Here is a 13,102-nt window from a genome sequence, read left to right as displayed (position 1 = left end):
TCGGGGCGCGTGTGCGCGGGCGGGTGTGACCGTCCGCGGGGGCACGCGGGAGCGCGCGCCGGGCGGGCGCACGGGCCGAGGGGGGGTGCGGTGGGCGGGAGTGCCGGGCGCCGGGTGCGGCGGCTGAGTACGTCGGGTGTCTTCGCGCGTATGTGCCTGCGCGGTGTTCGACCACCCGCGCATGCGCACCCAAGTGCGGCACGTCAGGATGGTCGATGGCAGGACTGGCGGGCGTCGACCGGCAGCACCCGGCGCACCGGCAGTACCGATACCAGGTCACTAGGAGCCACCTCAATGAGCAGTTCAGCGCAGATCGGCGTCACCGGGCTCGCGGTCATGGGCCGGAACCTCGCGCGCAACTTCGCCCGCAACGGCTACACGGTCGCCGTGCACAACCGGACCGCGGCGCGCACGCACACGCTGGTGGAGGAGTTCGGACACGAGGGCAGCTTCGTGGCGACCGAGACGGCCAAGGAGTTCGTGGCGGCGCTGGAGCGGCCGCGGCGGCTGATCATCATGGTGAAGGCCGGCGGGCCGACGGACGCGGTCATCGAGGAGTTCGCCCCGCTGCTGGAGCCCGGCGACATGATCATCGACGGTGGCAACGCCCACTTCGCGGACACCCGGCGCCGGGAGCGGGCGCTGCGCGAGCAGGGCATCCACTTCGTGGGCATGGGCGTCTCCGGCGGCGAGGAGGGCGCGCTGCACGGACCGAGCATCATGCCGGGCGGGCCGAAGGAGTCGTACGACTCCCTGGGTCCGATGCTGGAGAAGATCGCCGCCAAGGCGAAGGACGGCTCCCCCTGCGTCACGCATGTCGGCCCGGACGGCGCCGGGCACTTCGTCAAGATGGTGCACAACGGCATCGAGTACGCCGACATGCAGCTGATCGGCGAGGCGTACCAGCTGCTGCGCGATGTCGCCGGGTACGCCCCCGCGCAGATCGCCGAGATCTTCCGCACCTGGAACACCGGGCGTCTGGACTCGTATCTGATCGAGATCACGGCCGAGGTGCTGTCGCACGTGGACGCGGCGACGGGCAAGCCGTTCGTGGACGTGGTGGTGGACCAGGCGGAGCAGAAGGGCACCGGCCGCTGGACCGTGCAGATCGCGCTCGACCTGGGTGTGCCGGTGTCCGGCATCGCCGAAGCGGTGTTCGCGCGCTCCCTCTCCGGCCACGCGGCGCTGCGTGAGGCCTCGCGCGGGCTGGCCGGCCCGAAGCCCACGCCGATGAGCGAGGCGGAGGCGGCGGCGTTCGCGGACCGGGTGGAGCAGGCCCTGTACGCGTCGAAGATCGTGTCGTACACACAGGGCTTCCACGAGATCGCCGCGGGCAGCGAGGAGTACGACTGGGACATCGACCTCGGCGCGGTCGCCGCCATCTGGCGCGGCGGCTGCATCATCCGGGCGGCGTTCCTGGACCGGATCCGCGCCGCCTACGACGCGCGCCCGGACCTGCCGAGCCTGCTGTCCGACAAGACGTTCGCGCAGGAGATCGCCGAGGCGCAGGACGACTGGCGTGAGGTCCTGATCGCGGCGACCCGCCAGGGCGTACCGACCCCCGGTTTCGCGGCGGCCCTCGCCTACTACGACGCCCTGCGCGCGGAGCGTCTGCCGGCCGCGCTGACCCAGGGCCAGCGGGACTACTTCGGTGCGCACACCTATCGGCGTACGGACCGCGAGGGCTCGTTCCACACGCTGTGGGGCGGGGACCGGTCGGAGGTGTCCGCGTAGAGCACCGCGCGGGAGGGCGGCGGACGGCCAGGTGGCGGTCCGCCGCCCTCCCGCGCTCCGTGCTGCCCTTCAGGTCAGCGGCGGTCCGGGTTCCGGGTTCGGTGGCGGCTCGGGGCCCGGCGGGATCGGTGACGGTGACGGCTCGGGCGGACCCGGATGCGGCGGGGGCGGCTGCGGAACCGGACCGGGCGGCTGGGGGACCGGCCCGGGACCGGGTCCCGGCGGCGGGCTGGGCGGTCCCGGGGGCGGTTCGGGGGGCGGGGTGGGGGTCGGTCCGGGCGGCGGTTCGGGGGGCGGAGTTGGGGGTGGTCCCGGCGGCGGGGTGGGGGTTGGTCCCGGGGGAGGTTCGGGGGGCGGGGTGGGGGTGGGTCCCGGCGGCGGTTCGGGGGGCGGCACCGGGGCGGGGTGAGGGTCGGGGGGCGAGGGATCCGGGCCCGGTGGCGGTCCCAGGGTGGGGCCCGGCGGGAAGGGGTCCGCGTGCGTGTTCGTCATGGCGTGTGTCCTCCGCCTGTCGGTCGACATCGGCTCTGGACTACTCCCCGCCTACCCGTGGGCCGCCTCGCCACTCACCCGCCCGCGTGACGGCAGGGGGCCGGTTGGCGCCTCCGGCTCGGCGATGCACCGCGCCCCCATGGCCGCGCCGGGGGTGGTGGTTCAGTGCAGGCGGGCTGCCGCCGCGAGTCCCGGACGGGGGCTGGACAGCACGGGCAGGGACGTCGTGACAAGCGCCTCCGCCGGGGCCATGGAGGCCTGGGCCAGAACGATCGCATCGGCGCCGGTGATCGCGTCGGCGGCCCGCGCGACCCGGTGGACGTACTCCGCCGCATCGCCCGCCTCGAAGCGCTCCCAGGCTCCCGGGACCAGCACGGTCCGCGCCTCGACGGACCGGCCTGCCCGGCGGGCCTCCTCCTCGATCAGGGCGACCGTGGGACCGAGCGTGCTCTCCAGGGCGGCGAGGACGACGACACGCCGCCCCGCGGCCACGGCGGCAGCGGCCATGGGCCGATCGACACGCAGCACCGCGACACCGGCCCCGGCCCCGGCCGCCTCAGCGACGCCACCGATGGTCGAGCAGGTGCACAGCACGGCCCGGGCGCCCTTGCCGACGGCCTCCCGCACCCTCGCCCGTACGTCGTCGGCGACCGCCGCGGGCCCGTCGGCGCGGGCGCGTTCCAGCAGGTCCTCGGCGACGAGGTGCAGCAACTCCAGCCCCGGATGGGCCTGGTCGCGCCGCGCGTCGAAGACGGGGACGTGCACGGGCGAGGTGTGCAGCAGCGCGAGCACGGGCGCCTCCACCGGGGCCGTCAGAACCGCTCGGGGTGCGCCGCCAGCCACGCCTTCGCCGCCCGCATCAGCTCGAGCCCGGCCGCCGGAGCCTGGTCGGGGTGGCGCTCGGCCCACCTGGCGACGTACGGGCAGAGCGGCGCCACGGCGCTGTCCTCACGGGCGGCGATGGCGTAGAGCTCGCGCGCGAGGGAGCCCGCGATGCCCTTCCCCTGGTGGGCGGGCTCCACGACGGTGTGCACCGGGACGAGCGCGCGCTGAGGCGTGTCGAGGACGAAGTGCTCGATACGCCCGACGACCTCACCATCGGCCACGGCTTCGAGCCGGCCCGCCGCCCGGTCGTCGCGGATCTCGATGTCACCCACGGCCATGTCACGCTCCCGCCTTGGTCTGCGCCGCTCAGGCCGTGGCAACGGCCCCCGGGCCGCGCTCCTGGTCCGACCCCGGCACCGGCTCGGACGGGTCGGCGCCCAGGGCCACGATGCGATTGCCGGCGTCCACATGCACCACCCGGGGTTCCATCGCCCGCGCCTCGGCGTCGGTCACCTGAGCGTAACTGATGATGATCACCAGATCACCGGGGTGGACGAGATGGGCGGCGGCCCCGTTGATCCCGATCACCCCGGACCCGCGCTCCCCCTCGATGACGTACGTCTCCAGCCGGGCCCCGTTGGTGATGTCGACGATGTGCACGAGCTCACCGGGCAACAGATCGGCGGCGTCGAGCAGTTCGGCATCGATCGTCACGGATCCCACGTAGTGCAGGTCGGCCTGGGTGACGGTGGCGCGGTGGATCTTGGACTTGAACATTGTACGCAACATCGGGGCACTCCCACAAGTAGGCTCCCTGCCTGCGTTTTTGCAGGTCAAGGGCTGTTTCGACACCCTACAACGAGTCGCATGTTCGGGCAGCTGTCCCCAGGTTTTTCAGGACTCATGCTGACCACTTGCTGACTTTTCTGACGCCTCGTCAGGTAGCAGAGAAGGGCTTCACCCGCTCTCGCAAACCCCACCGTGGCGACGGCCCAAGCCTACGCAGCACCCCCTGGAGGACGTCCGTGACCACCGTCACGCGGACGGTCCGGACGGCAGGCAGGAGCGAAGGCGCTCGACCGGAAGTCGGATCACGCGCCGCCATGGGTCAGCTGGCCCAGCCCCTCGTTTCCCGACTCGAAGAAGGAGGCACCCACAGTTCCATGAATCTGAGTGGCCGAAGCAGCGCGGCAACATAGCGGCAGATCGCCGGTTAGCCAAACCGGCGATTCTCACGACCATGACTGTGGCTCGTCCGGTGACTCTTGGCGGTGGCACAGGGCGGGCGTCAAGGACGTTTGCAATTCGACCAGAGCGGAGCGCGAACCGCTGCCGCGATCAAGCTCAGGCCACCCTCAAGGAGTCATCTTGCCCGTGGGACCGCAGTCGCACCCCGACGAGACCCGCACCGATATCGACTCGTCGCGCAGACGCCGTAGCGTCGAGCCTGTCCTTATGGACACCTTTGAGGTCGCTGCGATGCTCAATATGTCCACGAGCTGGGTCTATAGGGAGGCATCGAAACTGGGCTTGAAGGGCTACAAGCTCGGCCGAGGCAGGAACGCCAAGGTCCTGTACAAGAGGGCCGAGGTCTTCAAGTGGCTGGAGCAGCAGAAGATCCATTAGAAGCGGGCAGTTTCCTGCCGGCCCCGGACTCACAGACACCCAGCAGCCGTCGACACAGCGGCTGCTGGAGATCCCGCTGCCCCGACTTCCTCAGGCCGGTTTCGACTTGCATCGCGTTGCTCGGTGTCCTGATCAGGACGAAAGCACCTCAGGCCGACCTCTTGGCCGATTAGAGTGTGGCAGGCAAGAGCGCCGATCGGGTGAGGCGCGGTGGAAAGGTGAGTCGGTGCGGATGAGCGGGGTGCCCACGCGGATCGGCCGGTACACGGTGGCGCGGGAGCTCGGCTCGGGCGGAATGGGTGAGGTCTATCTCGCTTACACGCCCGCTGGTGATCCGGTCGCGGTGAAGGTGATCCGCAACGACAAGCTCGATCCGCTGACGCGTGCGCGCTTCGAGAAGGAGGCGTTGATCGCCCGCACGGTGATCGGCACGAACCGGGTGGCCCGCTTCCTGGACGCGGATCCTTACGCAGACCGGCCTTGGCTGGCCATGGAGTACGTGGCCGGTCGCACGCTACTGGCCTGCGTGGACAGCGACGGTGTACTTCCGCTGCCGCTGGCGGCCAGCCTCGGGGCGTTGCTCGCCGAAGGCTTGTCGGCAGTCCACGCCGCAGGGTTGCTCCATCGAGACCTGAAGCCGCAGAACGTCATCCTGGGCGATGACGGCCCGATGATCATCGACTTCGGGCTGGGCGCGTTCATGGACGCCTCTCAGGAGACGCTGTCACACAGTGGCATGATCATCGGCACCGTCCGGTGCATGCCTCCGGAGCAGGCCGGCGGCCATCCACAGGTGTCACCCGCGGCAGATGTGTACGCGCTGGGCACGGTCCTGCTGTACGCGGCGGCCGGACACTATCCGTACGACGGATCACGCTGGGAAGCCATCGCGGCACAGGTCACCAATCCCGAGATCACTCCCGATCTCTCTGGTGTACCTGCGCCGCTGGTACCCCTGCTGGAGTCGATGCTCGCCCACACGCCGGAGGAGCGGCCGACTCTGCCAGCGGTCTCCGAAACGTGCGCGAGGGTCCTCTCCGACTCCGGGGTGGCACCGGCGGCTGCCCGGCTCGCGCTGATCGCCCACACCAAGGGCGGCGAGGCTCCGGCGACCCTTGGTGAGCCGCCGACGGTGCCGTTCGAGAAGCTCATCCACGAGCAGGCTGATCTTGTCGAGAACAGTGAACTGGTGAGCCCGCTCGACGACCCGCCGCGGGCTTCACTGGCCGAGGCCGACGAACCGGAGCGGGAGCCGGAAGAGCCTGAGGTTCTCCTGCCCAAGCCGACGCCGGAGTCCGGAAGGCGGAGCGACCCTCCTAAGGCCGACGCGGCCAAGGGACGCCCTCTGGCGTCGAAGCGGATCGCGGACGAGCTGCGCGCGTTGTATGCCGCCGATCCCGTTCTGTGACTCCTGCGCTGACAGTGCTGGGTGAGAGTCTTTGTCGGAATGGCGCTCGGACGGCGTAGTCCGTCGTTTACAGGCGTGTGGGGTGTGTGCGGCCGTCGATGGCCGCTGATGATGGATCGGAGTGGACGTTGAGCGTCGAGGCGGAAGCCGTGGGCGGCCAGGGCGATGAGGTGTGGGACGCCTGGGCGCCGGAGGATGCTCCGGCCTCACGGCGGACCAACGGGTCCTCTGGCTATGCCCCGGGATCCCAGGTATTGATCCGCGACGAGCTGTGGCTCGTCCGGAACTCCAAGGACGTCGGTAAAGACGGGTGGATGGTAGAGGTCACCGGCATCTCGTCCTTCGTGCGCGGTACGGACGCGGTCTTCTACAGCCGACTCGACGCGATCCAGGTACTGGACCCGAGGGAGACGCGGCTCGTCCCGGACGACTCACCCAATCACCGGCGGGGCCGTCTGTTCCTTGAAGCGGTGATGCTCAAGACGTTCCTGCCGCAGACCGAGCATGGGCTCGCGCTGGCCGACGGGTTCCTCATGGACCAGCAGGTGCACCAGTTGCGGCCCGCCGAATTGGCGCTGTCCTTGGAGAAGAACCCGCAACCGCGGATTCTGATCGCCGACGTGGTGGGCCTGGGCAAGACCCTGGAGATCGGGGTACTGCTGGCCGAGCTGATCCGGCGCGGGCGCGGCGAGCGGATCCTGGTCGTGACCCCCCAGCACGTGCTGGAGCAGTTCCAGCGGGAGTTGTGGACCCGCTTCGCCATTCCGCTCGTCCGACTGGACTCCACCGGTATCCAGCGCATCCAGCAGGACATCCCGGCCGGCCGGAACCCGTTCGCGTACTTCAAGCGCGCGATCATCTCCGTGGACACGCTCAAGAGCGACGTCTACGCGCACCACCTCGAGCACACCAACTGGGACGCCGTCGTCATCGACGAGTCCCACAATCTGGTCAACCGGGGCACCAAGAACAACGAACTCGCCCGTTTGCTGGCTCGAAAGACCGACGCGCTGGTGCTGGCGTCGGCCACGCCCCACAACGGTCGTGCCGAGTCGTTCGCCGAGCTGATCAAGATGCTGGACGAGGCGGCCATCGCCAACCCGTCGAAGTACGAAGTGAAGGACCTTGAGCACCTCTACATTCGGCGTACGAAGACGACGGCGGAGGTCCGCGACTCGTTGAAGGGCGCCTGGGCGGACCGTGGACCATCCCAGCCGATCCATGTAACGGCCGGTGAGAAGGAACTCGCCGTCTTCCAGGAGCTCGCCACGCGTTGGATTCCGGCCGATCCCGACCAGCCGTCGGTCAGCCGACACCAGCTGGTGCCCTACCAGCTGCTGAAGTCCTTCCTGTCCTCGCACAAGGCGCTGCTGGAGACCGTGAAGACGCGACTGGCGACGCTGGACAAGCAGTCGGCCTCCGAATCGGCACGAGGCGGGCAGCGGACGGCCCGCCCGGTCGACCCGGCGGCTCGGGAGGCTGCCAGGCAGGCAGAGCGCGCGGCTTTGCTGGATCTCCGGGACGTGGCCGAGCGGATCCAAGACGAGGACTCGGCGAAGCTGGCGGCCCTCTTGAACGAGCTGCGCACCATGGGTGTCGGCCCCGGCTCAGAAACCCGCGTGGTGGTGTTCTCCGAGCGCATCCCTACGCTGAAGTGGCTTGCGGAGGCTGTCCCGGCCGCGCTCGGTTTCCGTCGCGGCGCCGACCCCGACGAGAACAAGCCCTGGCTGGCCTTCGGCGGCGCGGTCCAGGTCATGCACGGCGATGCCACCAGCGACGAGGAGCAGCAGGCCATCGTCGAGAAGTTCGGGCTGCGTGACGACCCCGTACGCATCCTGTTCACCGGCGACGTCGCCTCCGAAGGCGTCAACCTCCACCAGCAGTGCCACCGGCTGATCCACTTCGACCTGCCGTGGTCCCTGATCCGTATCGAGCAGCGCAACGGCCGCATCGACCGCTACGGCCAGCAGCACCGGCCTGAGTTCCGTGCTCTGATTCTCACCAGCGACATCCCCTGGCGGACGGATGAGACAACCGGGGAGGCCCGAACGCTGGACGACCGTCTCGTGGGCGAGAAGCTACTGAAACGCGAGGAGGAAGCGCACAAGATCGAGGGCTCAGTGGAGGCGGTCACCGGCCTATATCGGGCCAAGGAGGAGGAGAACCGCCTCACCCAGGACCTGATCGCCGGCCGGACCGTCGAGGAGTCGATCAAGCAGTCCCAGCAGGGGGGTGCTGCATTCCTCTCAGGACTGCTCGGCCAGGTGGGTGCCGTCCCGGAACATCCCGAGGTGCGGCGGGCGTACGTGCCACGTCTGTTCTCGTCCACCGCTGACTACTTCGACGAGGCATTGCGTCAGGTCTGCCGTCCGAACCCCGAGGACCAGCTCTCTATGCGTCGCGACGACGACGGCACGATCGCCTTCGAACCCCCGCGTGACCTGCTGTACCGGCTGAAGGCACTGCCGAAGTCGTACCTCGACGAACAGCGGATCATGCCTCGGAAAACTGAGCCGGGACGGATGCGCATCACCTTCTCCAAGGACCTCGCGGACCGGCGTCTGAAGGCGGCCCGGGAGTCGTCCAAGTCACAGTGGCCGAACGTCTCCTACGTCACCGACGTCCACCCCGTCCTGGACTGGTTGACCGACAAGGTGCTCGTCGAGGTCGGCCGCCACCAGGCCCCCGTGCTCGCCGCCTCCGTGAACTCTCCGACGTTCCTGGTGCAGGGCATCTGTTCCAATGCGCTGGGTCGGCCCACCATCGTCGAGTGGATGGCCGTCCACGGTGAACCGCACGACCTTCAGGTGACGCCTCTGACCCCGGAGGTTCTGGAGGACTACGGCGTGGGTCCGACGATGCCCGGCCGCGCCGCACCGCGCGACCTCGGCGGCCTGACGGAGCTCGTGCCTGCAGCCATCAACAGGGCCGAACAGCACGTCCGGAACCTTAAAGAGGCTTACGGCGAGGAGATCGAGGCGATCCTGTCCCCGTCCCGCAAACGCGTCGTGCACTGGCAACAGGAAGCCATGTTCTCTTCTGATGGGACGGGAAAGCGCGGAGTGAACCTCAGCGCCAGCAGGCGGCTGAGCCTTCTCAACTCCCTGCAGACTACAGGCGAGCCGATGCTGCGCCTGCTCGCCGTCCTGGAACCGCTCAACGCCGCTGAGGGAGGCACCGACCGATGAGCACCAATTTCGACTCCTTCAGTAACCGCGGCGAATACTTCGCCGCGCACTACTTCGCCGAACAGCTCGGATCCGATCTGAAGAAGGGCCTGTTCGCCACCTGGGCCCTACGCGAAGGCGATGAGTACGACCCGCGGAAGACTCCTCGGGAGCTCCTCCGCTCGCTACGCGGCGCCTACCTCTCCGAAGACCTACGCGGCTACTTCGCCGAGGCCGCTGAGCGCGACGCAGGAGATGAGGTCCGACCGAACACCCACAACAACTCCGAGTGGCGTAAGCGCCTCGCCGAGTGGCATCAGACGATCCTGCAAGCCCTCGGCTTCGAGGCTACTCCTACCGAGGTCACCGTCCACCGCGCCGGACGCGACCACTCCCTGACCGTGGCCTACCACGGCCACGGGATTGTCGCCCTGGACTGCGGCTGGGCCGCCGACAACGACGCCGCTCTGAACGCGACAGGCCCCGGTCGGCTGCTGCACCCGCTGCGTGTCAGCGCAAGCGAGACGTACGAGACCGGCCCGGCCCTGGCATCCTGGCTTTTCCAGAGCGAGCTCGGCGAGGCCGGTGGGCCTCGCTCGCGCTTCGTCCTGCTGTTGTGCGGAGGCGTGCTCGTCCTCGCGGATCGCCAGTCCTGGAACGAGGGCCGCTACCTCGCCGTCAACCTCGACGCAGCCCTCGAACGTAACGACCGCAGCCAGCAGGGCGAACTCGCCACCGTGGCGGCGCTGTTCAGCCTGGACATGCTCCGGCCCGGCGAGAACGACCAGAGCCGGACCATCGACGCCCTGCTGAAGTCCTCCAACGCCAACGCCGCCGGCGTCTCCGGCAAACTGCGCCACGGCATCCAGCGCTCGGTCGAGATCATCGCCAACGAGGTCCTCGCGCGGATGGCTGCGCCGGACAACAACGTCACCCCAGCCGACATCGAGAGCCCCAAGATCCCCTTCGCCCGGGAACTCACTCGCGAATCCCTCCGATACCTCTACCGCATCCTGTTCCTCCTCTACGCCGAGGCCCGCCCCGAACTCGGCATCCTCCCCGCCGACGACGGCAGCTACGCGTCCGGCTACTCGATGGCCCGCCTGCGCGAGCTCGTCGAACGCGACGAGGAACTCGTCGAGGAGGAGGCCCGCAACGGCTTCCACCTGCATGAATCCCTGGACGTCCTCTTCAACAAGGTCAACTTCGGCCACCGCCCGTACGGCACCGAGGCCGACGACGACCAGCCCGGCGACGACGAGGAAACCCGCAGGGCCAAGGCCGCCCGCCGCAGCGAGGACCGTGGCCTGCGCTTCGAGCCCCTGCGGAGCGAGCTCTTCGAGCCCGGTTCGGTACGCCTCATCGGCAGGGGCGTCCTCGACCCTCGCAGCGACGAGGACAGCGACCCGCGTTGGCTCGACCTGCGCCTGCGCAACGCCGCCCTGCACGAAGTACTGCGCCTGCTTACCATGAAGAAAGGCAAGCGCGGTGAGCGGGGCGGTTTCATCTCCTACCGCAACCTCGGCATCAACCAGCTCGGCGCCGTCTACGAGGGCCTGATGTCGTACACCGGCATCGTCGCTGAGGAGGAGCTGTGCGAGGTCGCCAAGGGCGGCGAGCCGGAGAAGGGCTCCTGGCTCATCCCCTTGAAGAAGCAGGACCAGTACTCCGACAAGACCCTCGTCCACTACGACGAGGACGACGCCCGCAAGGGCCTGCGCGGCGTCAAGAAGTACGAGAAGGGCTCCTTCGTCTACCGCCTCGCCGGCCGCGACCGCGAGACCTCCGCCTCGTACTACACCCCGGAGTCGCTGACCCAGGTCACGGTCGAGCTCACTCTCAAGCACCGCCTTGACCAGGAGCACGACGCCGACGGCAACATCATCAAGACCCGGGCGTCGGAACTGCTCAAGTACAAGATCTGCGAGCCGGCCCTCGGGTCCGGCGCCTTCCTCAACGAGGCGATCAACCAGGTCGCCGAGGAATACCTGCGCCGTCGGCAGGACGAGCTGGGCGTCACCATCCCGACCGCGGACGCCCTCACCGAGAAGCAGAAGGCCAAGGCGTACATCGCCCTGCACAACGCGTACGGCGTCGACCTCAACGCCACCGGCGTCGAGCTCGCCGAGGTATCCCTCTGGCTCAACACCATGCACCCGGGCATGCGAGCCCCCTGGTTCGGCCTCCACCTCCGCCGCGGCAACAGCCTCATCGGCGCCCGTCGCGCCGTCTACGCGGCCGACGACATCACCGGCAAGGAATGGCTCAAGACCAAGGGCGCCCTGGCCCCTACCCCTCTGCCCTTCCTCAGGGACGGCGAGCCCCAGTCACTCCCCCAGGACGCGGTACACCAGTTCCTTCTGCCGAGCCCCGGCTGGGCAGCGGTCGCGGGCTCGAAGGAAGCCAAGGAATTTGCGAAGGAAAGCGTCGAACAGCTCGCCACCTGGAGAAAGAGCATCCTCCAGCGCCCCAAGCGCAGCAAGGCCGGGAAGTCAGGGAAGGAGCCGGTGTCCCAGTTCACCCGCCTCCGGGACGCTGCCCGTCGCGTCGAATTCCTTTGGTCGCTCGTGGTCAAGCGCATCGAGCTTTCTGAACAGGCAATCGCCCGCCGGATCGACGTTTGGGGCACTGACCCCATTGACCCGGAGTACGCCTTCCTCCGCCGCCCTGACCAGGCCGTTACAAAGGAACAGGTCCTCGAAGACCTCTTCAACGCCGCTGACACTCCGTACTGGCGCCTCAAGAAGATCATGGATGCCTGGTGCGCCCTGTGGTTCTGGCCCGTCGACAAGGCCGGGCTGCTCGACGGCACCACTGGGGAGTACACGGCGGTGCCCCAAGTAACGGGGGTAGACAGCCTCAGCCGCCTCCTCGACGGCGCGCCGCTGGCGATGGAGTCACTCACTGCCTCGACTGAACCGGAACCGCTGGCTTCTCCTAGGCCCGTGCCCAGGCCGCGGTACGTCGAGGCAACGGCCCTGTTCGCGCTCGGCCCGGAGCAAACCAGCTTCGAGGACCTCGAACTGAGCGCGGACGACGCAGTCGTAGAGTTCAAGCAGGTGACACCGCGAGGCAGGGTCCAAGCAACAGCACCGAAGCCGAAAGCCCCAGAGCGTCGACCGATCGTTCCGCTTAGGGACCTCGATGACTGGCTAGAGTTCTTGGAGGCCATGCTCGGCACTGCCGACGTGCCCGAGGGCACCCTCATCGACAGCTTCAACGACCTCGACGCACTCAAGAGCTTCGAGGAGACGCTGCCCGGCTTCATGGGGATGGATGCCGGCAACCCCGAGGACCGCTTCCCATGGCTCCGGGAGGTGCACGACATCACGGAGGATCAGGGCTTCCTCCATTGGGAGCTGGAGTTCGCCCTCGTCTTCGCTCGGAACGGTGGCTTCGACCTCCAAGTGGGCAACCCCCCCTGGGTGCGCCCCAAGTGGGACGAACCCGCCACCCTCGGGGAGCAAGACCCGTGGTTCGCCCTGGAAGAGAAGCCAAATCAGTCGCAATGGGTCGTCCGCAAGTCTGCATTGTTGAATGATCCCAAGGCTAGAGATTTCATACTGAGTGAACTTGGCAGAAATGCCGGAGTCCTGGAATTTGTGGGATCACCTACAACGTATACTTTGCTGGCTGGAACACAGCCTGACCTGTACCGCGCTTTCATGATCCGCTCCTGGTCGAACAATTCCAGGGATGGGATCATCGGGCTGATCCACCCCGACACCCACCTAGGTGGAGTCAAAGAGGCCAGTCTACGTTCCGCCTCGTACCAGAGGCTCAGATTCCATGCCCATTTCTCCAACCGCAGAAGACTCTTCTCTTAAATCGAGTGGACGCGCCAATATGG

At 68.3% G+C, this 13,102-nt stretch carries 8 protein-coding genes; 5 read left to right on the top strand and 3 right to left on the bottom strand.

What is annotated here, in order from left to right; genetic code table 11:
* Positions 1-294: 294 nt before the first annotated feature.
* Positions 295-1,734, top strand: coding sequence for an NADP-dependent phosphogluconate dehydrogenase (gene gndA, locus AB0L56_RS11205; protein WP_365421609.1), 1,440 nt, complete (start codon positions 295-297; stop codon positions 1,732-1,734).
* Between the two features lie 654 nt (positions 1,735-2,388).
* Here gndA and AB0L56_RS11200 read toward each other — a convergent pair.
* The 3 genes from AB0L56_RS11200 to panD are packed head-to-tail and all read right to left on the bottom strand — an operon-like array spanning position 2,389 to position 3,840.
* Positions 2,389-3,018 carry an aspartate/glutamate racemase family protein gene (locus AB0L56_RS11200; protein WP_365421606.1) on the bottom strand — a complete coding sequence of 210 codons (630 nt, stop codon included), beginning with the start codon at positions 3,016-3,018 and terminating at the stop codon, positions 2,389-2,391.
* 20 nt (positions 3,019-3,038) lie between these two features.
* Positions 3,039-3,389: a GNAT family N-acetyltransferase gene (locus AB0L56_RS11195; protein WP_365421603.1), complete on the bottom strand. Its 351-nt coding sequence runs from the start codon at positions 3,387-3,389 to the stop codon at positions 3,039-3,041.
* A 28-nt stretch (positions 3,390-3,417) separates the two neighbouring features.
* Entirely contained in the window at positions 3,418-3,840 is a 423-nt protein-coding gene (gene panD, locus AB0L56_RS11190; protein WP_365421600.1) for an aspartate 1-decarboxylase, read from the bottom strand.
* Between the two features lie 666 nt (positions 3,841-4,506).
* Here panD and AB0L56_RS11185 point away from each other — a divergent pair.
* From AB0L56_RS11185 to AB0L56_RS11170, 4 genes are all read left to right on the top strand, one after another.
* On the top strand, positions 4,507-4,677 hold the full coding sequence (locus tag AB0L56_RS11185; protein WP_365422081.1) for a helix-turn-helix domain-containing protein: 171 nt from the start codon (positions 4,507-4,509) through the stop codon (positions 4,675-4,677).
* 232 nt (positions 4,678-4,909) lie between these two features.
* Entirely contained in the window at positions 4,910-6,085 is a 1,176-nt protein-coding gene (locus AB0L56_RS11180; protein WP_365421597.1) for a serine/threonine-protein kinase, read from the top strand.
* Between the two features lie 314 nt (positions 6,086-6,399).
* On the top strand, positions 6,400-9,273 hold the full coding sequence (locus AB0L56_RS11175) for an SNF2-related protein (RefSeq protein WP_365421594.1): 2,874 nt from the start codon (positions 6,400-6,402) through the stop codon (positions 9,271-9,273).
* Complete coding sequence (locus AB0L56_RS11170; RefSeq protein ID WP_365421591.1) at positions 9,270-13,079, top strand: hypothetical protein; 3,810 nt, start codon at positions 9,270-9,272, stop codon at positions 13,077-13,079. The genes AB0L56_RS11175 and AB0L56_RS11170 overlap by 4 nt, the downstream gene beginning before the upstream one ends.
* Positions 13,080-13,102: the final 23 nt, after the last annotated feature.

This window comes from Streptomyces sp. NPDC052079 (genome assembly GCF_040680275.1).
Taxonomy (GTDB): domain Bacteria; phylum Actinomycetota; class Actinomycetes; order Streptomycetales; family Streptomycetaceae; genus Streptomyces.
Note: the sequence above shows the minus strand (reverse complement) of the source record. Positions and strands in the feature narration are given on the sequence as shown.

Bases quoted from the DNA above. Each gene is read 5' to 3' on its own strand.
- gndA (WP_365421609.1), top strand. From the start codon at position 295: ATGAGCAGTTCAGCGCAGATCGGCGTCACCGGGCTCGCGGTCATGGGC.
- AB0L56_RS11195 (WP_365421603.1), bottom strand. From the start codon at position 3,389: ATGGCCGTGGGTGACATCGAGATCCGCGACGACCGGGCGGCGGGCCGG.
- panD (WP_365421600.1), bottom strand. From the start codon at position 3,840: ATGTTGCGTACAATGTTCAAGTCCAAGATCCACCGCGCCACCGTCACC.
- AB0L56_RS11185 (WP_365422081.1), top strand. From the start codon at position 4,507: ATGGACACCTTTGAGGTCGCTGCGATGCTCAATATGTCCACGAGCTGG.
- AB0L56_RS11180 (WP_365421597.1), top strand. From the start codon at position 4,910: ATGAGCGGGGTGCCCACGCGGATCGGCCGGTACACGGTGGCGCGGGAG.
- AB0L56_RS11175 (WP_365421594.1), top strand. From the start codon at position 6,400: ATGGTAGAGGTCACCGGCATCTCGTCCTTCGTGCGCGGTACGGACGCG.
- AB0L56_RS11170 (WP_365421591.1), top strand. From the start codon at position 9,270: ATGAGCACCAATTTCGACTCCTTCAGTAACCGCGGCGAATACTTCGCC.